The following is a 21,433-nucleotide window of genomic DNA, read 5'->3' on the forward strand; positions in this document are numbered from 1 at the left end:
CTACATATTTTACCATATTTTTCAATTTAAGTAAAAATTTAAACAACTGATTTAAAAGGACATATATTTAAACAAAAAAGCCGTCATTTCTGACGGCAATTTAATCTTTTATTAAAGTCTTTTAAGCATCTGATCTTGAAAATCCGTTTTTCATTTCACAACTTGCTGTGAAAAGTGTTTTGTCAAGCAAATCATTTGTTTGGTCTTTTACAAAATCTGTTATCTCATCATTTGCTTTTTCTAAAAATTCGTGAACATTCTTTATCTTTGATTTGTTTTTCAAAAATTCTTTATCATATTTATTCAAGAATGTACGACATTTTGATTGAACTGCATTTTGATATCTTTCAACATGAGAAGCAGTTGATGGAAAATGCGCATCGCAAAGTGCTCCGATGATACGATTTACCCAATAGAAATTATCTGTTGAAGGAGTTAGAGTCGTATTTTCTAAATATTCAGGTGTTTTTGTAATATTTGCATAATATGGGATTATTGCATTAAATACATTTGAACCGAAAGATAGCCACTCAATACTTCTGATTTCTTCAGGCATATAAGGTCTTATTTGAACTAGAGCCAAAACATCATTACGATTTATGCCTATAGGTCTAAATTTACCCTTTTGTGATAAATCTCCATTCTTTAGATATGGGTCATAAGGAGTTCCTTGATAGTGATTAGACATAATATATTTAACATCTTCTATTGTAATCTTCTTTTCAGGAATCATGCACCAAGGAAGATTATCACTATGTGGTTTAAACTCAGCGTCTTCGCCATCCCAATCAAAAGTATTTGGATTGAAATATCTTAGCATTACCCAAGCACGAGGTGTATTGTAAGTATGATCAGCATCTGAATGACTTCCAAAAGCAACTCTTGGATTGAAAGGCTCTTTATAGTCTTCATCTTCATCATAATCAAAACCTTCTTCAAAATCATCAAGAAGTTTTTCAAGAGACATATCAGTAGATAGGTCAAGGAAATTTTCTTCAACAAATTCTTTCAAATCTGATGAACACATAAATTCTTCTTTTGCTCCATAAGCATCTTCAAAATCAAAATGATCAAGTCCGAATTGATTTGGCATTACAACATAAACCTCGTCAGGAACTCTTCTTGCTATCCAGTGATGACCGCCAATTGTTTCAAACCACCAAATAGAATCAACATCTTGAAAAGCAATTCCGTTACTTTCATAAGTCCCATATTTCTCTATTAATGCACCAAGTCTTTCAACACCCTCTTTAGCACTATTTATATAAGGAAGAGTAATTACAACAAAATCTTCCTCTCCTATTCCACCCTTTTTTATAATGTCGGGTTCAAATTCTACTAAAGGATCTGCTCCCAAAACTCTTTCATTTGTAGTAATAGTTTCTGTTGCAGTCATTGAAACATTTTTTTCATTAACTCCACATGCTCCCCAAACTCCACGCCATTTTTTTACATTTGGAAGACAAGTATAACGCATTGGATTTTTAGGCAATTCAATTTTACAATCTGTACGAACAGATTTATAATGAATCGGTTGATCCTTAGGCTCAACAACGATAAATTTTTTTGATTTAAACATTCCCGCTGAAGAATCTTCAATACGAGCAACCAAAGTTGAACCGTCATAACTTGCTTTTTTACCTATAAGAATTGTAGTACACATAACAAACCTCTCTTTCTAAATAATAATTATTATTAACTACAATTATATTATAACTCAAATTAACAAAAAGTAAAAATATTTTTTATTGTTTCACAAAAAACTTAATCTACTTTTGTATTTGAAATTATGGATATAATGAAAAACAAAATGCTTCACGTCATAGTACTTTGTAGAGAAACGCCCCCAATACGTCATCTCGACTATTTGTTTGTTTACAATCAATAGTATTCCCGAAAGAAATCTAAACAAGATTTATTATGTATCTGCGATACATTTACTTTTACTTGTTTACAAGCAAAAGTATGAGATCTTTCGACTTCGTTACACTTCGCTCAAGATGACGTATAAAGAGAATATCTTTGTCCAATAGCCGGACGTTAATAGTAAATAAACTTCAATAAAATGTAAAAATTGTATATTATAAAGAAATAACTCACGTCATAGAACTTTGAAATTAAATACCCCTAACACGTCATTTCGACCGAAACGGAACGTAGTGAAGTGAAGTGGATCTAGCTCTAACTTTGTTTACTTGTAAACAAAAGTAGGTCTGACGGGGTTATTGTATCATTTGATACAATAACTCTGGAAATCTCACACCATTATTTGCTTGCAAATAATAGTAAGTCCTGCAAAGGACTTAAAAAAATAAAAATGTTAAATATAACTACTATGTAAATTTTCTAAAGCTCCATTTAATATGAAAATTTCATACCGATGTATCTGCGATACATTTACTTTTACTTGTTTACAAGCAAAGTTAGGGCTAGATTGACTACGTTCTAGATGACGTATAATGGAATAATACTTCGTTTAATGGCTGGACGTTAACAGTAAATAAACTTAAAAATTTATCACAAAAAAACAATTAACGGTAACTATCCATTAATTGTCTTTTATAATGTAAATACTATTTGCTTTTTAATAATCTGTTGACTTCCTTTTGTACTTCCTCATAATTGTAACCTGCATTTTCAAGCCTTGCACGTCTTAATTCTCCGTTACCCCAGTTTCCTTGAATGACTTCTTTGGCTACTTCTCTTATTGCCTTTTCATTTATAAAAGCTCTGTAATCAACCCAACCCTTTAATTCCTTTACATAGTAATAACTTCCCCATTTTCTAGTTAAAGTCACTTCTTCTCCTTGATGATTTTGTGTCGTTCCAATCATACTTTTATCTTCACAAAACCAAGGCAAACTGTCGATTGAATAATAGCCTTTAATTTTGCTCTTTATATTCAAAAGCTCCATATATTCTCCTTCATCTTGAAATTCTTTTAATCTATATACAAAATAATGTGGTCTACCTGCATAAACCCACAATCTATCGTGATTATCCACAGAAATTCCATTTGCAGAATAGTTACAATGAATAATTCTGTTTTCATCAATAAAAATTCCCGTATGCCCATAACTTGAACTGTTATTTTCCCTTTTCCCCCAGATAAAAATGTCTCCTCTTTTTGCTTTCCAAGGAACATTGTCAGTTATCTTTTCAAAGCCGTTCTTTTCAAGCCAAAAATGTTCGTGTTTAGTGTCAATAGTCCAACCATTACTATTCGCCCCCGCACTTCTAAGTGCATAATATAAGGAAGAGGAACAGTCATAACTGGAAGTTCCATTTCTATTTTGCATAGAATACGAAACCTTACCTTTTCTGTTTTCAAACCACTTTATTGCCTTTTCAATATCTATCATAAAAACTCCTATTTAAGTTTAACAACCAATTCGTTTATAGCCTTTGTAAGTTCATCTATCTTCTTTTCAAATCTTAATAATAAGAAAATGGAAAGGACAACCGGAAAGCCTACATTTGAAATACTTGTAATTATATTTTCAATATTTTCCATTTTTTCCTCCATTCTATAGTAAAAAAAGACCAAAAGGTCTTTTTCTACTAGATTAATGTAATTTCTTCATAACTTGTTGAAATAATATTAGCCTTTTTAACTCCTGTAACTTTTAAATCATCTTTAGCCAAAACTGACTTATAATCAAAAGTTTTTATTATATCACCCGCTTCATCAGCTGACATATTTTTAATATTTGAAATTGTAAATGCCATATTTTTTCCGTCCTCTAATGTTAGAGTCATACTCAATGTCTTCTTCATTTTTTACCTCCTACTCTAAAGTTGTTTCTACGACTTTAATTGCTTCTTTTTTTGTACCGTCAATAAATTTTTCAACGAATTCTCCGAGTTTCTTTAAATTTTCATCGGAACAATCACTTTGAACATTCTTTACAGTTACACTTCTCTTTTTAGAATTAGCAAGATTAAAACTAACCTTTAAATACTTTTTAGCCATATCTTTTCTCCTTTTAATTTATTTTGTAAGCCTTACACTTATATAATAAAAATTTTTCAAAAAAAGGGGGGATAAGGTTTATCTCTTATTCCTTTAACTTGTTAGAAGCACTAATTTATGTTAAAATAATTGATACTAAGAGATTTGGAGGCAATATGAATAAAGAAGTACTCGGAATTTTTTCGTACATAATATTATTAATTTATACATTATTTACCATTGGTAATTTATATATGATTTTACAAAAAAAAGATACAGAAAGAAGTTTTTTCAATGTCTTATTAATGCCCCTATTGGCGTTATTCTACTTTTTAAAATTTAAAAACCATAATATTTTAATATATCTTTCAATTTTTTCCTTTTGGATTGGTGATATATTATGTACAAAAAGAAATAAAAAAATATAATCATCGGCTTACCGCTTTTTATCATCGGTATAGCCTTATATATAGTAAAACTTGCAACATTTATTAAAATTTCAGAATTGAACTACCTACTTACAATAGTGATAATGCTATTGTATTTCGGACTTGTTTTCTTTGAAATTATAATATCCTATGAATATGCAACTGAATACTTTAAAGGTGATATAATTTACCTTTATATTTTTGCTTTTGTAAATGCAACACTTTGTATTATGGCGATTTTAAATGCATTTTCAAATTATAGAAGTGGAGTATGGTATTTAATCTTTGGAAGTAATCTATTCTTACTTTCAAGCTCACTCTTCTTATTTGTAGTATTTATAAAAAACAACAGATTTTTTAATCTATGCCTAACATTGACTTATGCAATTGCAAAACTGCTTTTGATGATAGGCTTTGGGCTATTAATATAACGACTGACTTCAGTCGTTTTTTTATTGGAGATTATGATATTTTTATATTAGTTATAAAAAATAGATAACATTATTGTTCACATTATATACTTTAAAAAGAAAATCTTACACAAAGAACGAAACTCATTCAAAAATAAAAATATCACACGATATCAAAGTGAATTATCGTTGAAAAAATCAGATTTTCAGATACTTTTCAAATAAAAAATATTTATTTAAAATCTTTAATAAAAATGCATTTTTTCCATTGTTTTTTTATATCTTTTATGATAGAATAACCATAGTATTTATTTTTGGAGGTATATTGAATTGGAAGAAAAAATATTGGAAGATTCAAAAAAGATATTGGACTCGAAAACTTCCTTTGTCTTGGTTTATTCCTAGCATTTTTTATCTTAATTGGTAGAACAATGGGCGGAATAAATATGATCAAAACTATGATGAATACCGGTTTTGATTTACTTATGAATGTATGTCTTTATTTGATGGCGATTGCCGTATTGGCTGGAGCAATTTCAGGTCTATTCTCTGAATTTGGAGTAATAGCTCTTGTAAATAAACTTCTGTCAAAAGTTATGAAACCAATTTATGACTTACCCGGAGCTTCTTCTCTAGGTATGTTAAACTGTTATCTTTCAGATAACCCTGCTATCTTAACATTAGCACATGATGATAACTTTAGACGTTATTTCAAAAAATACCAAATGCCGGCTCTTACAAACCTTGGAACAGCTTTTGGTATGGGACTTATCACTACAACTACAATGATGGGACTTAATGTTGAAGGTGCTGTAACAAGTGCTTTAATCGGTAACTTGGGAGCCGTTATAGGTAGTGTCGTATCTGTTAGACTTATGATGCATGCTACTAAAAAAATGTATGGAACTACTGAATATGTTGAAGTAAAATCAACTGTTAAAATTCCGGAAAACTCAAGAGTAGTTAGAGAAGGAAGTGCAGGTTCAAGATTTATCCAAGCTATCCTTGACGGTGGAAAAGTTGGTGTTGATATGGGACTTTCAATTATTCCAGGTGTTGTAATCATCTGTACATTAGTTATTATACTTACAAACGGACCCGGAGCTGAAGGTGTTTATACAGGATCAGCAAATGAAGGAGTTGGAATTCTTCCATGGATTGGAGGAAAATTATCTTTCATCCTTAACCCATTATTCGGTTTCAGTTCTCCGGAAGCAATCGCAGTTCCTATAACTGCATTGGGCTCAACAGGAGCAGCAATCGGAACAGTTGCAAAAATGGCAGCAGTAGGAAAAGTTTCAGGAAATGACATAGCAGTATTCACTGCAATCTGTATGTGCTGGAGTGGATATATTTCAACTCACATTGCAATGATGGATGCACTTGGAACAAAAGAAGCAACAGGAAAAGCATTAATCAGCCATACAATCGGTGGATTAGTAGCAGGTTTTGCAGCACATATTCTATATATGTTGTTCCATATGTTTTAATAAATAAATAAAAAATTTTGGTAGCATTTAAAATGCTACCTTTTTTATGCCTAAATTTAAATTTAACAAAACTATCCTTTATGATATAATAATTATGGGTTTATGCCTTATGATAAAGCTATAATTATTTCATCATAATAACCTAAATATAATTATCAAAATGGAATTATGATATAATAATCATATGTTTAAATATTAAATATTATTGTAAGGGAGAGAGAGTTATGGATAAGGAAAAAATTACTTCTATTAAGAATGTATTTGAATTTATCAAACATTTAATTAATCCTACTAACTATTATAGAGAAGTTAGAAAAAAAGTTAATATTCATTTTATTATTATTATATCAGTTTCAATACTATTATTTTATTACCTATTTAAAGATTTTATTCTAAACAATATTCTAACCTATTTTAATAATAAGTATGACCTACTATTACATTTTGAATTGTTGAAAAATGTTCCTAATACATTATATATAATATTAGTAATATATTATTTCTATTTTTATATAAAATTTATTTCTTCCAAAAGGATAAACATACTTGATAAAATTTTTATATATGCTATTATTTTTTCATTAGTCTCCTTATTAGTAATTAGAACAAACAATAAAGTATTTTTATTTTTATTTTAATTGTATTTATATTATTAATAATAAGATTTTTATTATATAATATTGTTAATCTCAAACCAAGTAATCCTAATTTTACTTTAGAAGACTTTTACATAGGAAAATTTGATAGCGATTTACTAAAAAATGTATTAATTAAAGATAGTGATAAAATTAGATATGATTTATTTGGGCGAAAACTAATAATTGAGAATTTATGCAGTTCTATTATTATGTCTAAAATCAATAATGATTGTTTTACAATAGGTGTTATCGGAGAATGGGGAAGCGGAAAAAGTACTATTATAAATTTTGCAAAACAAGAGCTAACGAATAAAAAAGATTTAATTATAATTGACGATTTTGATCCTTGGACAATAAATTCAGAAGATGCTTTAATTTTAGCAATGTATAATACAATAATTGAAAATTTAGGAAAAAACATCAGTTATTTTAAAAGAAAAAAAGTTCAAAACGCGCTTCTTAATGTAACCACAGATATTCCTTATATTGGCAAAGGATTGGGAAATTTTTTCAAAATCAGAATTGACGATTACTCTGAATATAAAGAAATTAAAGCTGATTTAGAAGAAAAGTTAAAAAAATCAAAAAAACGTTTAGTTTTTATTATAGATAATTTAGATAGAATGTCTAAAAAAAAATTTACTGTTTTTGCTTACTCTTACAGGTACTTTATTCAAATTACCAAATATAACTTATATTGTAGCTTATGATAAAGAAAGATTAAATAAAATACTTGACCCAAATGAAATAAACCCAAAATATATTGAAAAACTAATAAACAAAGAAATTCTAATCCCTAAAATACACAATTCTGATAAACAATATATATTTTATAATTGTTTAAAAAATTTCTTAAAAGAAAATGACGAGATTTTTTCTATAAAAATTAATCAAATAGTTGATGAGATTAACAATACTGTTTTCAAGAAAATTGCTTCAAAATTTTATAATATCAGAGATTTTATAAGATTTATAAATTTTATATCTTATGATATAAACTATTCTTTTCTAGTAGTATATTTAGATAGAAATGACTTTTTGATTATGAAGACGATACAATTTTTAGATTATGAATTATATCAAAAAATATATAAAAATAAAGATTTTATTACTAAAATAATAAAAGAAGAAAAAGATTTAACCGAAAAAGATAAACAATTTTATGAAGAAGTGGAATCTAGTGATTTCTTTGATTTATTACAGCTATTATCACATAATCATTCAAATTTTAAAATTGTTAAAAATTTAAAAGAAAACTCAATATTTTATGATGATAATATAGATTTTAAAAATAGAAATTATATTTGCAACTCATTCTCCTTTGATAATTATTTTACTTTCAATAATTATACTAAATACTATATAGAAATTAAAAATTTTTTATACTTAATAGTATTAGCTATGAGAATACAACACTTTTCTTTGATGAAAATAAAAAATATTTGAATGATACCTATATGGCTTTCCTTTTAATTTATATTTCAGAATTAAAAAAATTAAAAGCACCAACGAAATATTACTTTCTAAACTATTTTTAATTATATATTTTTTAAAATTAATTATCAATAAATTATTTAATGAGTATAAGCTAAATTTAGAAAAAACTTATAGTTTCGAACTAAAAAAATCAGCTAAAGAAATAGATAATAACATTTATAATGAACTTTCAGAAGTTTTTCAAGAATATTATGAGCAAATAAGAGAACTTTTTATTTCAGTTTTAAATTCTAAAGAGTTCTTTTCTCTAAAGCAATTTTCTATAAAATTTAATGATATAAATAATTTTAATTACTTTTGTAATAAATTAGAAACTAACAGAGAAGATAACAATAAAATTATTGATAATTGTAAAGAAATAGCTTCTAATACTCATATTACACAAAGAGAACAAATTGAAAAACTATTAAAAGAATTAGAAGTATTATTTCAAAACAATATCAAATAAAGGAGTGAATTTCACTCCTTTATTTGTTTCTATATTTATTTATCCCTATTTACCATTTTTTCTTTTAGAAATATACATTCCTAAAAGTCCAACTGCTAATAGTAATGTAGAAGACCCTGCGATTGCAGTTTTTGGTATTTTTGTTCCCTTTTCTTTATTAATTTCAGGTTTTTTATTTTTATCTGCATTTTCAGGTTTTTGTTTATCATCTTCTTTGTTATTTTGTTTATTATTCTCTTTATTGTCTTCTTTGTTGTCCGGTTTATTATTATCTGGTTTGTTGTTTTCTTTATCGTCCGGTTTGTTATTATCCGGTTTGTTGTTTTCTTTATCGTCCGGTTTGTTATTATCCGGTTTGTTATTGTCTTCCGGCTTAGTGTCCTCAACAGTTGATAAATCAGTTCCGTTTGGATAAGATCCATTTGTTCCGTTTGCAGAATTTTCATCTGTATCAACTATATTTGATTCTACAACAACATCTTGAAGTTTTAACAATAATTTTCCTGCATCTTCAGTCTTTTGTCTATTGTCATTTATCTTATATTTTGCAGTAGATTCCGCTAATGTGATATCAGCTGTGCCGACATCTTGTTTAGCTTTTAACTTGTAAACCAATTTTAAAGATTTATTTTGTTCAAAAGCATTTTTTATATCTTCTGCACTTAAAGTCCAATTAACTTTAGGTGGAACTGAAATAAAAAACCCTCCGGCTTTACTGAATGTAGCATTACCGTCTTTTTCAAGGATTTCAGCTTCATAATCTTTATGAAGTCTATCTTCTATGGAAATTTCTTTTAATACGTCCTTAAATTTATCAGCTAATTTACTATCATTAGTGTTTAAAAAGTTTCTATTTTCAGACATATCTTTTAAATATTTTTCTAATTCTGCTTTTTTCTTATCACTTTTATCAGTAACATTTATAGAATAAAAATTTATATTTTTATTTTTAGCAATTTTCGCTTCGCCTTGTGCTGATAAATTGTGATTATAGAATACATATTCTCTTTGGTAGAAAATAGTATCTAACGCAGTTTCAATCACTTTTACAGTTGCTTTATTAAGCAATTTTTCTACTTCTCCCGCATTTTCTTTTTCTATTTTGCTCCTCAAAGCTGCCATAATAGTCTTTTTAAATGGAAATTCCTTACTTACAACATTAATTCTTTGATAACTGTGATTATGATATCCTTCTCCAACAGTTTTTGAATAATCAAACTTTGAAGAATCCAATTTGTTACTTTCAAATTCTTTCAGTTTTATATAGTCAAAAGCGAAATCTAAGCCAAAAAATTTTAAATAATCAGCTAATCCAAGTTTATCTTTTATATTGTCAAAATTATGAATTCCAAGTCTATTCAACATAGTTATAAAAGCATTAAAATCTTTAATCATATTGGATTTTTTAAATGTTTTTTCAACGTAAAAAGGCCATGGAAAAAATGGACTCTCACCCACAACAGTATCCCCTTTGATTGTTGTAGTTTTTGCATTTTCCTTGTCTTTTATATCATAACTGAAAGTTGCTTCTCCTTGAGATAAAAGTACAATATGTTGACGCTTCCCTGATTTTTGCTCATTGTCAAAAATCTTTTCAGCTTTATATATAGCCTCTTGCATACTTACACCGTAATTGTAATTATTTTTGGCTTCTTCAAATGCTTTATTTATCATTTGTTCAACATTTGAAGGTTTTAATTCAACTGAATCTTTAACTTGACGATAAAAACTGATTAAACGAACTGAATTAAGATTTTTATGTTCATCATCTTCTAAAAGAGTCTTAACTATTTTCTTAATGCTTTCTTTTGCTTTATTCTTAGACTCTTCAGTCATCTTTTTAGAAACGTCTAAAAGGATAATAACATCTGAACCGTTATGAATTTGTTTAGATGTAATTTTTGTTGTAACTGTTACAGACTTATCTTTTTCAACAACCGCTGATTTTTCAATATCGAACAATTTTGTCTCTTCAACATCTCTTCTCTTTACATTTTTGTCCTTATCAGATATTTCTTTATCAGTTCCTTCTTTTTTTACCACAAGTTCCTTTTTTTCTTCTACAACTTTATTCTTTGACAAATTTCCTTCATCTGCCAAAGATTGTTTAGGTAAAAAATTGATTACAAAACTAAACAGTAAAATAAAGACTAATAATTTTGATTTTTTCATAAATTGTAACTCTACTCCTTAAAAATTTTTTATATAAAAAATGAGCTTAAAATAATTAAAGGTTTATCCACGAATAAATAATTAATTATTAGTATAAGCTCAATCCCCATACTCCAAGTAAAATAATAAAATATTTTCTTATTAAACTCAAGTGATATTTGTCTTATTATTTGCTAATTTATAGATATTTATATAAATATTTTCAACTTTTTGACATTTTTTATATTAATTTATTCTTTTTAGCGATTTTTTTGATTTTATCCAAGTCGCTTTTATCATATTCTTGTCTCAAGTCTCTAAAAATTTTAAAATTTATCATTATGGTCTTTCCCTTGTTTTCAATTGAAAAACTTCTTATTCTATCCCATCTGTATAGCTTTGCAACTAATTGCCAAGGGTGAATAATTCCTCTTTCACTTATCCCTGCACTCATCATACTTGTAAAAAATGCAAGCCACCAGGATAATGCTATTAGATATCCAACTAAGTCATTTTTCAATCTATATCCTGCAAATAGTAAAAGAGCTAGTGCGAATACAAGAGATATGAATGTATATTTTGTAAACTTTACTTTTATGAAACATGTTAATCTTCTATAAATATTAAAGACACACAAAAGCAAAGGAATTAATATCAACGGTAACATAAATTCTCCTTAAAATTCCATTTTTATACTTCTTTTAAAAAGATTATCCAAAATTTCTTTCGGATTCTTCTTATTATATATTATTTCATAAACTGCATTTGTTATAGGCAATTCAACATCGTATATTTCGGATAAATCCATTAATGCCTTTGTTGTGAAATATCCCTCTGCAAGTTTTTCAAAACTCTCGCCCTTTACAAATTTTTCGCCAAATTTTCTATTATTACTAAATTCGGAAAAAACAGTAGCTTCATAGTCTCCAAGATGACAAAGTCCGTATGCACAGCTTTTATCTCCCCCCATTTTTTCTATAAGCCTTGCAATTTCTCTCGTTCCTCTTGACATCAAAGCTCCCTTTAATGAGCTTAAATTCATTCCGTCAAGCATTCCTGCAGCAATACCTATAACATTTTTTGAAGCAGCTCCGATTTCATTTCCCAAAAGATTTGTTCCATAGTAAAATCTGATTAAATTGCTTGAAAAAGCGTCAACTAATTTCTTAACCAATTCCCTATCATCTGAGTCAATTACCATACAATTCGGAATTCCATTTGTAAAGTCCTGAACATGTCCGGGTCCAATCCAAGCACCACAAGAATAATTTTCTCCTAGAATATCCTTTACAATTTTTGTAGGTGTAAAACCTGTCTTTATTTCAATTCCTTTCATACAAAGGATAATAGGAATATTTTTCTCTTTAAAATTAGCTTTATTTTTATTTAACAAATCCCTTAAGCCCTGTGTTCCAACTGAAATAATGATTAAATCTTTATTAAAAACATCATTTATATCAGTTGTCAAAGTAATGGACTTTTGTAATTCAAGAAAATTATTTTTCCTATTCTCTAAAAAGTTTTTCATCTTTTCAGAAGTTTCTCTTCCGTATAGAGTAACTTCATTTCCTATTTTATCTAAATACCAAGCTATGAAACTTCCCCATCTTCCACAACCTATAACAGCAATTTTCATAAAATCTCCTAATTTTCTTCCAACATATCAATTCTCTTTTGATGACGACCGCCTTCAAAGTCCTCTTCAATAAAAGTTTTTACAATATCTTTTGCAAGTTCAATTCCGGTAACTCTCGCACCCAAGCAAAGAACATTTGCATTATTATGTTTTCTAGTCATTCTAGCTGAAAAACTTTCACTACAAAGACCTGCACGAATTCCTTTAACCTTATTACAAGCTATTGAAATTCCGATGCCTGTTCCACAAATTGCAATTCCTAAAGAATTTTCATTTTCTAAAACTTTTTTACAAACAGCTTTTCCAAAAAGCGGATAATCCACGCTTTTAGTTTCATCTGTTCCTACATTTATAACTTCATGTCCCAATTCTTCTAAAAATTTTACAAGTTCGTTTTTCATCTCAACTGCTGAGTGATCATTACCTATTATTATCTTCATAAAACTCTCCTTATATGATATTTAATATAACTAATAATAATATATTTATGAATTATAGTCAAGTTTTTGAGTAACTTATTAAGATACCTTTTGAATATAATTCTAATTTTAGTAACTTTATAATTGACTTGAAGTTAAAAAAGTAGTATAATTATATCAAGAATTAGTAAACTTAACCCAACAACTGAAAATACCGTCATATCTAGTCATATCAGGAGGAAAAATGTACGATAAAGAGAAGATTATAGAAGATTTTAGCCCTTTGATAAAAGCGAGTATAAAAAAGTATTTTGCCAATTACATAAGCTATGAAGATGCATATCAAGACGGAGTTGTAAAAATTTTGGAGCTTTTGGAAAGCTATAAAGGCGGTGGAAAAGTTTCACTTGAATGTTATTTAAAATATCAATTAAAATTTTTTATATGCAAAAATTTTTTAAAAGAAAAAAGAAACTGAAAAGACATTTACAAAAATATATCAGACAAAAGATGATGAAACAATTGAAGTTTTGGAGCTTATTGTTGATGAAAATGCAGATACACAAAAAGAGATTGAAACAAGTGAATTGAATAAAAAGATAAGAGAAATTGTGTCCACTCTCCCCCAAAAGCAAAGAGAGGTTATAGAATTCAAATTTTATGAAAATTTAAAAAATAAAGAAATTGCTGAGAAAATGAAAATAAAGGAAGACACAGTTAAGGAGTATTACAAAATAGCAAAGAAAAAACTTAAAACGAAGTTTATTAAAAATGAGATAGACTTAAAGGAGTTGTAGTATTTTGCTACCAATGGGATGTATCGTAGATACATCAAATACAGAAATCTCATTGTAAGGGAGCTTTAGGAGATCTCCAGAGCAATTGTATCTAACGATACAATTACCCCGTCAGACCTACTTTTGTTTGTTTAGAGTAAACAAACAAAGTTAGGGCTAGATTCGTTACACTTCACTACGTTCCGTTTCGGTCGAGATGACGTGTAAGGAGAATACTTCGTTTTATAGCTTAACGTTAATAGTAAATAAAATTTACAAAATATTTAAATATTTTGTATAAAAACAAAATGTTTCACGTCATAAAACCCCAACAAAGAAATGTCCTCAACACGTCATCTTGAGCGAAACGTAGTGTAGTCGAAAGATCTCAACTATTGCTTGTTTACAAGCAATAGTATTTCTTAAAGAAATCTAAAAATATTATGTATCTAAGACACATCAACTATAAAAATTTCAATCAAGAGCATATAGCTTAATGAGATCTCTCCATTGCACTCAGCTTCGCTTCGTTACAGTCGAGATGACGTGTAAAGTATGTTTTCTATGCAAAGTAATTTGACGTGAAATATTTTACCTTATATCCTTTATATTTATTCTCCTCCCTATTTCCCAATATACAAAAAAAGGACTCTTTGAGTTCTTTTTTTGTATATTTTTATGAAATTTTTACAATTTTGTGGTAAAATATAATATGTATATTTATGTAGATTTTTATAAGGAGAAAAAATGACAAATTTTATAGATGAAAAATATGATGTTGTTGTAATCGGTGCAGGTCACGCCGGTTGTGAAGCAGGTCTTGCAAGCGCTAGACTTGGACTTAAGACAGCAATTCTTACAATAAGCATGGATTCAGTTGCCGATATGCCCTGCAATCCAAATATAGGTGGAACAGGAAAAGGCCATTTGGTTCGTGAAATAGACGCTCTAGGCGGAGAAATGGCGATAAATATAGATAAAACTTTTATTCAATCCAGAATGTTAAATACTTCAAAGGGTCCTGCAGTTCACAGTTTACGTGTTCAAGCAGATAAAAAGATGTACCATACTGAAATGAAAAAAGTTTTGGAAAAAGAAAAAATATAGATTTAATTCAAGCAGAAGTTAAGGAAATTCTAACTGAAAACAATGAAATAACAGGAGTTTTAACAACTTCAAATGAAATCTTTCCTGCAAAGGCAGTTATCATCTGTACGGGAACTTATCTTAAATCTATGATTTTAATTGGAGAAAATTGTTATGAAAGTGGTCCTAATAACTGGAAATGCTCCACTTTATTAAGTGATAGTTTAAAAAATTTAGGTATTCCGCTTAGACGTTTTAAAACCGGAACTCCTGCAAGAGTTCATAGAGATTCTATTGACTATTCAAAAATGGATATTCAAAAGGGAGATGACAATATAATTCCATTTTCCTTTATGAATGAGGGAAAAGATATTGGAAACCATAAAGAAGATTGTTACTTAACTTATACAACTTTAGAAACTAAAAAAATCATTCAAGATAATCTTCATAGAAGTCCGATGTATGCGGGAATTGTAAATGGTGTAGGACCTAGATATTGCCCATCGATTGAGGATAAAATAGTACGTTTTAACGAAAAAGATGAACATCAAGTTTTTATTGAACCTGAAGGTTTAGATACTTTGGAAATGTATGTGCAAGGTGTAAGCAGTACACTTCCCCTTGACGTTCAAAAACAAATGTATAAAAGCATTTTGGGACTTGAAAATGTTAAGATAATGCGTCCTGCTTATGGAATTGAATATGATTGTATTGATCCGACTATTTTAAGGGCTACTTTAGAGCATAAGGATATTAAAAATCTGTTCTTTGCCGGTCAAATTAACGGAAGCTCCGGTTATGAAGAAGCTGCAAGTCAAGGTATTATCGCAGGGATAAATTCAGCAATGAATATTTTAGGAAAAGAGCCTTTTGTTCTTACCAGAAGTGATGCCTATATAGGAGTTTTAATTGACGATTTAATTACAAAAGGAACTGACGAGCCTTATAGAATGATGACTTCAAGAACTGAATACAGACTTTCTTTAAGACAAGATAATGCAGATTTAAGACTTACGGAAATGAGCTATAATATAGGTTTGGCAACTAAAGAACGTTACGAAAAATGCCTAAACAAAAAGACTTTAATTGAAAATGAAATAAATAGACTAAAATCTTCTATATTAACTCCAAAGGAAAATACAAATAAGGCTTTAGAAGATTTGGGAAGTATGAAACTTAAAACTGCAGTAAGCCTTTATGATTTAATAAAAAGACCTGAATTAGACTATGAGATAATTAAGGATTTAGATACAACTCGTGAACCTTTGGATAGAGAAATAAAAATGCAAGTTCAAACTATGATTAAATATGAGGGTTATATCGAAAAACAAAGCCAACAAATAGAGGCATTTAAAAAACTTGAAAATAAAAAACTTGAAAATATTGACTATAATTCCCTATCAGGTCTTAGAATTGAAGCAGTTCAAAAACTTGCAAAATTTAGACCTGAAACAGTAGGACAAGCGAGTAGAATTTCAGGAGTAAGCCCTGCAGATATAAATGTTTTGCTTATTCATCTTGAAACTCAAAGGAGAAAAAATGGATAATTTAAAAAGTTTAACTCAAAAAGAAAATATTATTTTAAGTAATATAGCTTTAGAAAAATTTGAAATTTACAGAAAATTAATTCTCGAATGGAATAAAAAAATTAATTTAACAGCTATTACAGATGAAGAAGCTATGAATACAAAACATTTTTTAGATTGTCTATTACTTACAAAAACAGGACTTTTTGATGATGATAAAAGTATTTTAGATGTGGGAACAGGTGCAGGTTTCCCTGCAATTCCACTTAAACTATATAATGAAAATTTAAAAGTAACAATGTTGGATAGCTTAAATAAAAGGATTAAGTTCTTAAATATCGTAATCGAAGATTTGAATTTAAAAAACATAAAAGCAATTCACGGGCGTGCTGAAGAAGTCGGAAGAAAAGAGGGCTTTAGAGAAAGTTTTGATATAGTGAGTTCAAGAGCAGTCGCTTCCCTATCTTTACTTTTGGAATTTACAATTCCATTTTTAAAAGTAAATGGTCTATTTCTCGCAATGAAAGGACCTTCATATCTTGAAGAAGTTGAAATTTCAAAAAATGCATTTAAAAAATTAAACTGCAAATTGGAGAATGTATTGAATTTTAAAATCGAGCAAAACGGAGAGATTTCAGAAAGAAATATTTTGATTATTAAAAAGATAGGAAAAACACCGGATAATTTTCCTAGAAATATGGGACAAATAAAGAAAAAACCGTTATAAAAGAGTAAAAGAAGGTTGAAATACCTTCTTTTTTTGTGTTTACTACGAAGTGAAACAATTTACTTTTTATATACTTTTTATATACTTTTTAATAATATATAAAGTTTATTTCCTGTTAACGTCTAGCTATTGGACAAAGTATATTCCCTTATACGTCATTTCGACTGTAGCGTAAGCGAAACGAATCTAGCCCTAACTTTGTTTACTTGTAAACAATCAATAGTAGGTCTGACGCAAAGATTGTTCAAATCTTTGATTTGAGTACAATCGACTGCGAAAATCTCATACTTTTGCTTTAGCAAAAGTAAATGTATCGTAGATACATCAATATGAAATTTTCATACTAAATGAAACTCTAGAAAATTTACATAGTAATTATAGTTAACATTTTTATTTTTTAAGTCCTTTGTAGGACTTACTATTATTTGCAAGCAAATAATAGTGTGAGATATCTCCGCTCCGTTACACTTCGGTCGAGATGACGTGTTGGGAGCTTCTCTTTACAAAGTTCCATAATGTGAGTTATTTTATTTTTTATATAATTTTAAAATCCTATGATGTAGATTTTTATTTTTCTACCATATTTATAAAGATATTTTGAAGTTTTTTACTACTAATGCCTAGCCACTAAACAAAGGTCTTTCCTTATACGTCATTTCGACCGGAGTGAAGCAAAGTGAAATATAGTGAATCTAGTCCTAACTTTGCTTGTTTACAAGTAAAAAAAGTTAGGGCTAGATTGACTACGCTCGAGATTACGTATTGGGGTATATCTGCAAAGCACTATGACGTTAGTTATTTCTGTTTAAATACAAAAAATGAAGGTCATTATTGACCCTCATTTTTTATTGTTTAATCTTTCGATTATTTTGATCTTTTTCTACGTTTAGAATCTATTAAAGCAACTAATGCTCCTGATCCTATTAACATATTTGCATATAAAGCTAAGTTTGAGCTTACATTTGTCTTAGGTAATATAGGTTTCTTCAACAAGATTGTTTGATCTGCATCATTAATATCTCTATGAGAAGCTATTTCTTTACCTTTTTCATACATTGTTTCAAAAGCTACAAGTTTACCTTGTTTCAAATATTTAGCTTCAACAACTGTACTTAACTCAATTTTACCATCGCTCTTTTCAGCAACAAAAGTTTTTTCTACAGTTAATGGTTTTCCATCTACCAAGATTTCTTTTCCTGTTGCCTTATCCATCCAAACAAGTTTAACTGTATATTCTTTTCCTATAACTAAATTAGTATAATAAACATAATCTGTTAGTGTCAATGTTTTTTCAAGAGCAGCTTCTTTCTTACCATTAACTTTTGCTTCAGTTCTTAATTTAGGTTCAGGTTGTCTTACTTTTACAGTTTGGTCTTCATCATTAATGTCCTTGTGTGCTGCAACTAATACATTATCTTTATAAACTTCTTCAAAAGCTACTAATGTTGTATCTTTTTCAAAATGTTTAGCATCCACAGTTACACTTAATTCAACTTCACCATTTTCTTGTTCAGCTACAAATGTTTTTTCAGCTGTAACAGGTTTTCCATCAACTAGGAATGGTTGTCCTGTTGCCTTATCCATCCATACCAACTTAGCTGTATAAGTCTTTCCAACTATTAAATTGCTATATTTAACAACGTCTGTTAAAACAACTTTGTCAGTTGGTGCATCTTCTTTTTTATCATTTACTTTTGCTTCTGTAGTAACTTTTGGTATTTTACGGTCTGTAATTGTAATCTTTCCACCTTCAGCTTTAACTATATCGTCTTCAGCTACTTTTGTTACTGTTACATTTCCATCTTTATCAACTTCAAATTCAATATCTGTTACTGTTAAATATCCTTCAGGTGCTGATTCTTCGTGGAATATATATTTTCCAGGTAATAAGTTCAATTCTTTTTCAGTTTCTGCTGATACCCAAGTAATTGTATTAACCTTTGTATCATTATCTTTGATTAAATTAGTTCCGTCTGCTGACTTAACTGTAATCTTTGCTCCAGGTAATTCTGTTCCACCTAAATCAACCTTGCTTACTTTAACAGGATTGAAGTTTTCTTTGATTACAACAGATTGATCTTCATCATTGATGTCTTCATGGGCAGCAACTTCTTTATTATTTTCAAACAATTTTTCGAATGCTACCAATTTTGTATCCTTATTGAAGTGTTTTGAATCTACAGTTGTACTTAATGTAATTTCTCCTTCACTACTTTCAGCTACAAATTCTTTTTCAGCTGTAACAGGATTCCCGTCAACTAAGAATGGATTTCCTGTTTCCTTATCCATCCATACTAATTTAGCTGTATAAGTCTTTCCTATTACTAATTTCTTATACTTAACAGTGTCAGTCAAAGTTAATTGATCTTTAGCTTTTACTTCTTTTTCTCCATTAACTTTAGCTTCTGTTTTTAATTCAGGTTCAGGTTGTTTTACCTTTACAGTTTGGTCTTCATCTTTAAGGTCTTTATGAGCTGCAACTAATTTGTTGTCTTTATAAACTTCTTCAAAAGCTACTAATGTTGTATCTTTTTCAAAATGTTTAGCATCCACAGTTACACTTAATTCAACTTCGCCATTTTCTTGTTCAGCTACAAATTCTTTTTCAGCTGTAACAGGATTTCCGTCAACTAGGAATGGTTGTCCTGTTGCCTTATCCATCCATACCAACTTAGCTGTATATGTCTTTCCAACGATTAAATTCTTATACTTAACAACATCTGTTAAAACAACTTTATCAGTTGGTGCATCTTCTTTTTCTCCATTAACCTTTGCTTCTGTTTCTACAGTAGGTTTTTTACGGTCTGTAATTGTAATTTTTCCACCATTAGCTTTTACTATATCATCTTCAGCTACTTTTGTTACAGTTACATTTCCGTCTTTATCAACTTCAAATTCAATATCTGTTACTGTTAAATATCCTTCAGGTGCTGATTCTTCGTGGAATATATATTTTCCAGGTAATAAGTTCAATTCTTTTTCAGTTTCTGCTGATACCCAAGTAATTGTATTAACCTTTGTTCTATTATCTAAGATTAAATCAGTTCCATCTGCTGATTTAACTGTAATCTTTGCTCCAGGTAATTCTGTTCCGCCTAAATCAACCTTGCTAACTTTTACAGGATTGAAGTTTTCTTTGATTAAAACAGATTGAGCTTCATCATTAATATCTTCATGAGCTCCTACTTTTACGCCATTGTGGAACATTTCTTCAAAAGCTACTAATGTTGTATCTTTTGTGAAGTGTTTTGAATCTACTTTTACAGTTAATTCAACTTCACCATCCGCTTTATCAGCAACGAATGTCTTTTCAGCTGTAAGCTGATTTCCTTCAACTAGGAATGGTTGTCCTGTTGCTTTATCCATCCAAACAAGTTTAACTGTATATTCTTTTCCAATTACCAAATTCTTATAGCTTACTTTATCTGTTAAAGTTAATTCATCTTTAGCTTTTACTTCTTTTTCTCCATTAACTTTAGCTTCTGTCTTTAAGTCCGGTTTTGGTTGTTTCACTTTTACAGTTTGGCCTTCGTCTTCAAGATCTTTGTGAGTTGCAACTAATTTATCGCCTTTATAAACTTCTTCAAAAGCTACTAATGTTGTATCTTCTTTAAAATCTTTAGCATCTAAAGTTACACTCAATTCAACTTGACCATCTGCTTCGTTAGCTACGAATTCTTTTTCTGCTGTAACAGGGTTTCCATTAACTTTGAATGGTTCTCCTGTTGCTTTATCCATCCATACCAACTTAGCTGTATATTTCTTTCCAACAATTAAATTCTTGTACTTAACAACATCTGTTAGAACAACTTTATCAGTTGGTGCATCTTCTTTTTTATCATTAACCTTTGCTTCTGTTTCTACAGTAGGTTTTTTACGGTCTGTAATTGTAATTTTTCCGCCTTCAGCTTTAACTATATCATCTTCAGCTACTTTTGTTACTGTTACTTTTCCGTCATTATCAACTTCAAACTCAATATCTGTTACTGTTAAATATCCTTCAGGTGCTGATTCTTCGTGGAATACATATTTTCCAGGTAATAGATTTAACTCCTTAGGAGTATTAGTTGATACCCAAGTAATTGTATTAACCTTTGTATCATTATCTTTGATTAAATTAGTTCCGTCTGCTGACTTAACTGTAATCTTTGCTCCAGGTAATTCTGTTCCCCCTAAATCAACCTTACTAACTTTTACAGGATTAAAGTTTTCTTTAATTACAACAGTTTGAGCTTCATCATTAATGTCC

Annotated in this window: 18 protein-coding genes and 1 pseudogene; 9 read left to right on the top strand and 10 right to left on the bottom strand. The window is 28.9% G+C overall.

What is annotated here, in order from left to right; all coding sequences use genetic code 11:
- Positions 1 to 121: 121 nt before the first annotated feature.
- From HMPREF9127_RS00610 to HMPREF9127_RS00625, 5 genes are all read right to left on the bottom strand, one after another.
- Complete coding sequence (locus tag HMPREF9127_RS00610) at positions 122 to 1,663, bottom strand: C69 family dipeptidase (RefSeq protein ID WP_009447644.1); 1,542 nt, start codon at positions 1,661 to 1,663, stop codon at positions 122 to 124.
- A 910-nt stretch (positions 1,664 to 2,573) separates the two neighbouring features.
- Positions 2,574 to 3,362 carry a peptidoglycan amidohydrolase family protein gene (locus tag HMPREF9127_RS00615; protein WP_009447580.1) on the bottom strand — a complete coding sequence of 263 codons (789 nt, stop codon included), beginning with the start codon at positions 3,360 to 3,362 and terminating at the stop codon, positions 2,574 to 2,576.
- A gap of 8 nt (positions 3,363 to 3,370) precedes the next feature.
- Positions 3,371 to 3,514, bottom strand: coding sequence for a YvrJ family protein (locus HMPREF9127_RS07630; RefSeq protein ID WP_009447643.1), 144 nt, complete (start codon positions 3,512 to 3,514; stop codon positions 3,371 to 3,373).
- 47 nt (positions 3,515 to 3,561) lie between these two features.
- On the bottom strand, positions 3,562 to 3,777 hold the full coding sequence (locus tag HMPREF9127_RS00620; RefSeq protein WP_009447605.1) for a hypothetical protein: 216 nt from the start codon (positions 3,775 to 3,777) through the stop codon (positions 3,562 to 3,564).
- 10 nt (positions 3,778 to 3,787) lie between these two features.
- Positions 3,788 to 3,973, bottom strand: a complete 186-nt coding sequence (locus HMPREF9127_RS00625; protein WP_009447691.1) for a hypothetical protein — start codon at positions 3,971 to 3,973, stop codon at positions 3,788 to 3,790.
- 155 nt (positions 3,974 to 4,128) lie between these two features.
- Here HMPREF9127_RS00625 and HMPREF9127_RS08585 point away from each other — a divergent pair, with 155 nt between their 5' ends.
- The 5 genes from HMPREF9127_RS08585 to HMPREF9127_RS00655 all read left to right on the top strand — a co-directional run bounded on the left by HMPREF9127_RS08585 (position 4,129) and on the right by HMPREF9127_RS00655 (position 8,364).
- A complete protein-coding gene (locus HMPREF9127_RS08585) occupies positions 4,129 to 4,380 on the top strand; it encodes a hypothetical protein (RefSeq protein WP_255261650.1) in 252 nt (83 codons plus the stop codon).
- 41 nt (positions 4,381 to 4,421) lie between these two features.
- Positions 4,422 to 4,811 carry a hypothetical protein gene (locus tag HMPREF9127_RS08590; protein WP_482197901.1) on the top strand — a complete coding sequence of 130 codons (390 nt, stop codon included), beginning with the start codon at positions 4,422 to 4,424 and terminating at the stop codon, positions 4,809 to 4,811.
- 308 nt (positions 4,812 to 5,119) lie between these two features.
- Positions 5,120 to 6,280 carry a CD0519/CD1768 family membrane protein gene (locus HMPREF9127_RS00640; protein ID WP_039849338.1) on the top strand — a complete coding sequence of 387 codons (1,161 nt, stop codon included), beginning with the start codon at positions 5,120 to 5,122 and terminating at the stop codon, positions 6,278 to 6,280.
- A gap of 820 nt (positions 6,281 to 7,100) precedes the next feature.
- A complete protein-coding gene (locus HMPREF9127_RS00650; RefSeq protein ID WP_255261657.1) occupies positions 7,101 to 7,628 on the top strand; it encodes a P-loop NTPase fold protein in 528 nt (175 codons plus the stop codon).
- Complete coding sequence (locus tag HMPREF9127_RS00655; protein ID WP_039849339.1) at positions 7,567 to 8,364, top strand: P-loop NTPase fold protein; 798 nt, start codon at positions 7,567 to 7,569, stop codon at positions 8,362 to 8,364. The genes HMPREF9127_RS00650 and HMPREF9127_RS00655 overlap by 62 nt, the downstream gene beginning before the upstream one ends.
- A 544-nt stretch (positions 8,365 to 8,908) precedes the next feature.
- Here the strand turns inward: HMPREF9127_RS00655 and HMPREF9127_RS00660 are convergent.
- The 4 genes from HMPREF9127_RS00660 to rpiB all read right to left on the bottom strand — a co-directional run bounded on the left by HMPREF9127_RS00660 (position 8,909) and on the right by rpiB (position 13,090).
- The gene (locus tag HMPREF9127_RS00660; protein ID WP_009447656.1) at positions 8,909 to 11,035 is read right to left on the bottom strand and encodes a serum opacification factor; all 2,127 of its coding nucleotides are present in this window, start codon (positions 11,033 to 11,035) and stop codon (positions 8,909 to 8,911) included.
- A 220-nt stretch (positions 11,036 to 11,255) separates the two neighbouring features.
- Positions 11,256 to 11,681 (bottom strand): hypothetical protein, encoded by a 426-nt coding sequence (locus HMPREF9127_RS00665; protein WP_255261652.1) that lies wholly within the window; start codon positions 11,679 to 11,681, stop codon positions 11,256 to 11,258.
- Positions 11,682 to 11,690: 9 nt separating this feature from the next.
- Entirely contained in the window at positions 11,691 to 12,650 is a 960-nt protein-coding gene (locus tag HMPREF9127_RS00670; RefSeq protein WP_009447627.1) for an NAD(P)H-dependent glycerol-3-phosphate dehydrogenase, read from the bottom strand.
- A gap of 8 nt (positions 12,651 to 12,658) precedes the next feature.
- Entirely contained in the window at positions 12,659 to 13,090 is a 432-nt protein-coding gene (rpiB, locus tag HMPREF9127_RS00675) for a ribose 5-phosphate isomerase B (RefSeq protein WP_009447620.1), read from the bottom strand.
- Positions 13,091 to 13,313: 223 nt separating this feature from the next.
- On the opposite strand from rpiB, the gene HMPREF9127_RS00680 reads away from it, so the two are divergent.
- From HMPREF9127_RS00680 to rsmG, 4 genes and pseudogenes are all read left to right on the top strand, one after another.
- Positions 13,314 to 13,547 carry a sigma factor gene (locus HMPREF9127_RS00680; protein ID WP_009447673.1) on the top strand — a complete coding sequence of 78 codons (234 nt, stop codon included), beginning with the start codon at positions 13,314 to 13,316 and terminating at the stop codon, positions 13,545 to 13,547.
- A 52-nt stretch (positions 13,548 to 13,599) separates the two neighbouring features.
- A complete protein-coding gene (locus HMPREF9127_RS00685) occupies positions 13,600 to 13,866 on the top strand; it encodes an RNA polymerase sigma factor (protein ID WP_009447590.1) in 267 nt (88 codons plus the stop codon).
- 726 nt (positions 13,867 to 14,592) lie between these two features.
- Positions 14,593 to 16,478 (top strand): annotated as a pseudogene (mnmG, locus tag HMPREF9127_RS00695) (tRNA uridine-5-carboxymethylaminomethyl(34) synthesis enzyme MnmG).
- Positions 16,471 to 17,184, top strand: coding sequence for a 16S rRNA (guanine(527)-N(7))-methyltransferase RsmG (gene rsmG / locus HMPREF9127_RS00700; protein WP_009447678.1), 714 nt, complete (start codon positions 16,471 to 16,473; stop codon positions 17,182 to 17,184). The pseudogene mnmG and the gene rsmG overlap by 8 nt, the downstream one beginning before the upstream one ends.
- 864 nt (positions 17,185 to 18,048) lie before the next feature.
- Here rsmG and HMPREF9127_RS00705 read toward each other — a convergent pair.
- A complete protein-coding gene (locus HMPREF9127_RS00705; RefSeq protein ID WP_482197904.1) occupies positions 18,049 to 21,429 on the bottom strand; it encodes a VaFE repeat-containing surface-anchored protein in 3,381 nt (1,126 codons plus the stop codon).
- Between the last annotated feature and the right edge of the window lie 4 nt (positions 21,430 to 21,433).

The sequence above is a fragment of the Parvimonas sp. oral taxon 393 str. F0440 genome (genome assembly GCA_000223315.2).
Lineage (GTDB): Bacteria > Bacillota > Clostridia > Tissierellales > Peptoniphilaceae > Parvimonas.

What these genes read in the sequence shown, in the direction of transcription:
- HMPREF9127_RS00615 (WP_009447580.1), bottom strand. Translation starts at nt 3,362, where the DNA reads ATGATAGATATTGAAAAGGCAATAAAGTGGTTTGAAAACAGAAAAGGT.
- HMPREF9127_RS00660 (WP_009447656.1), bottom strand. Translation starts at nt 11,035, where the DNA reads ATGAAAAAATCAAAATTATTAGTCTTTATTTTACTGTTTAGTTTTGTA.
- HMPREF9127_RS00680 (WP_009447673.1), top strand. Translation starts at nt 13,314, where the DNA reads ATGTACGATAAAGAGAAGATTATAGAAGATTTTAGCCCTTTGATAAAA.
- HMPREF9127_RS08585 (WP_255261650.1), top strand. Translation starts at nt 4,129, where the DNA reads ATGAATAAAGAAGTACTCGGAATTTTTTCGTACATAATATTATTAATT.
- HMPREF9127_RS07630 (WP_009447643.1), bottom strand. Translation starts at nt 3,514, where the DNA reads ATGGAAAATATTGAAAATATAATTACAAGTATTTCAAATGTAGGCTTT.
- HMPREF9127_RS00620 (WP_009447605.1), bottom strand. Translation starts at nt 3,777, where the DNA reads ATGAAGAAGACATTGAGTATGACTCTAACATTAGAGGACGGAAAAAAT.
- HMPREF9127_RS00625 (WP_009447691.1), bottom strand. Translation starts at nt 3,973, where the DNA reads ATGGCTAAAAAGTATTTAAAGGTTAGTTTTAATCTTGCTAATTCTAAA.
- HMPREF9127_RS00610 (WP_009447644.1), bottom strand. Translation starts at nt 1,663, where the DNA reads ATGTGTACTACAATTCTTATAGGTAAAAAAGCAAGTTATGACGGTTCA.
- HMPREF9127_RS00665 (WP_255261652.1), bottom strand. Translation starts at nt 11,681, where the DNA reads ATGTTACCGTTGATATTAATTCCTTTGCTTTTGTGTGTCTTTAATATT.
- HMPREF9127_RS00670 (WP_009447627.1), bottom strand. Translation starts at nt 12,650, where the DNA reads ATGAAAATTGCTGTTATAGGTTGTGGAAGATGGGGAAGTTTCATAGCT.
- rpiB (WP_009447620.1), bottom strand. Translation starts at nt 13,090, where the DNA reads ATGAAGATAATAATAGGTAATGATCACTCAGCAGTTGAGATGAAAAAC.
- rsmG (WP_009447678.1), top strand. Translation starts at nt 16,471, where the DNA reads ATGGATAATTTAAAAAGTTTAACTCAAAAAGAAAATATTATTTTAAGT.